Source organism: Siminovitchia fortis (assembly GCF_007681465.1).
Lineage (GTDB): Bacteria > Bacillota > Bacilli > Bacillales > Bacillaceae_C > Siminovitchia > Siminovitchia fortis.
Genome location: NZ_VEKZ01000141.1, coordinates 1 through 1,277, shown reverse-complemented (window position 1 = coordinate 1,277; position 1,277 = coordinate 1). Strand labels below are relative to the sequence as shown.

The window sequence follows — 1,277 nt, the reverse complement described above, 5'->3', positions numbered from 1 at the left end:
CTTTATCTCGTCGGAGGCACTCCAGTCTGTACGTCGATGGGCAAGGCGCTTGCGCTTTTCTAAGTGGAACGTATGCTATTATTTTGGAGAGCGGACGATAACTTTTGCTCAATGATGCATGATTCCCTTTGTATCTATTTCAATAGAGCATTTCCACTCTTTAAAGGTGAATTCCCGTGTTTTGTTTAGGGCAGCCGGATCTTGGCCGGCTATTTGCTGCGCTTCCTCCATTGTTTTAACACCAAAGATAATAAAACCTCCCGAATGATCGGTGAAAGGCCCTTTTGCCAGGATATTTCCTTTTTCGATTTGCCTGTTAAGATATTCGATGTGCTCTTCAAGTATTTCATTATCTTTAGCTTTATCGACCGTTTTCATCAATGCGACAATGTAATTCATAACTCAATCTCCTTTTTGTTTATAATAGTAACATAAATCAGAAAAATTTGTACTAGAGGTGAGAACTTGACATTGTATTTTGAGGAACATGGCTGCAGCGAAGGGCCACTGATTGTATTTTTGCATGGGGGTGGCGTAAGCGGCTGGATGTGGGACCAACAGTTATCATATTTTCGCGACTATCAGTGCATTGTCCCAGATTTGCCTGAACATGGAAGAAGCAAAGGTGAGGACCATTTCTCTATTCTATCTAGTGCGGAAAAGGTCATTGAATTGATTAGGGATAAAGGAAAAGGTAAGCAAGTTGTGCTGATTGGGTTTTCATTGGGTGCCCAAATCACGATACAAATCCTTTCCATGAGGCCGGAATTGATAGACCACGCTGTAATTAACAGTGCGCTGGCAAAGCCGATGCCGCATGGTTGGAAATTCCTGAAACCTTTTATCAAAATTTCTCATCCTCTGATTAAATGGAGGCCTTTTTCAAAACTCCAAGCGAAAGTGTTATATATACAAGAAGATGATTTTGAGAAATATTATAAGGAAAATTGCGCCATGGAACAGGGGACTCTCATCAGGATATTGGAAGAAAACATGTCGTTTAAAGCCCCTTCCGAATTCAAGCTAGCCTCTTCAAACATATTGGTAACAGTCGGAGAAAATGAAAACAGCCTGATGAAAAAATCTGCAAAAGAAATTGTAAACAGCAATCCAAATTGCCACGGAGTGCTTGTATCAGGAGTTGGACATGGTTTCCCATTGGCCAAGCCGGAACTGTTTAGCAAAATGGTGAAGGATTGGATAGAAGGGAATGCAATTTAATTACCTGTAATTAAATTATGTAAACCAAGAGTTGCTCTGTTTGAATTTATCTAAGC

2 protein-coding genes are annotated in these 1,277 nt (G+C 40.4%); one reads left to right on the top strand and one right to left on the bottom strand.

Going from position 1 to position 1,277, the window contains the following annotated elements:
* Positions 1–108 precede the first annotated feature (108 nt).
* Complete coding sequence (locus FS666_RS19285; protein WP_144460874.1) at positions 109–399, bottom strand: YciI family protein; 291 nt, start codon at positions 397–399, stop codon at positions 109–111.
* A 66-nt stretch (positions 400–465) separates the two neighbouring features.
* Between FS666_RS19285 and FS666_RS19280 the strand changes: the two genes are divergently transcribed.
* Complete coding sequence (locus FS666_RS19280; RefSeq protein WP_144460873.1) at positions 466–1,221, top strand: alpha/beta fold hydrolase; 756 nt, start codon at positions 466–468, stop codon at positions 1,219–1,221.
* Positions 1,222–1,277 lie beyond the last annotated feature (56 nt).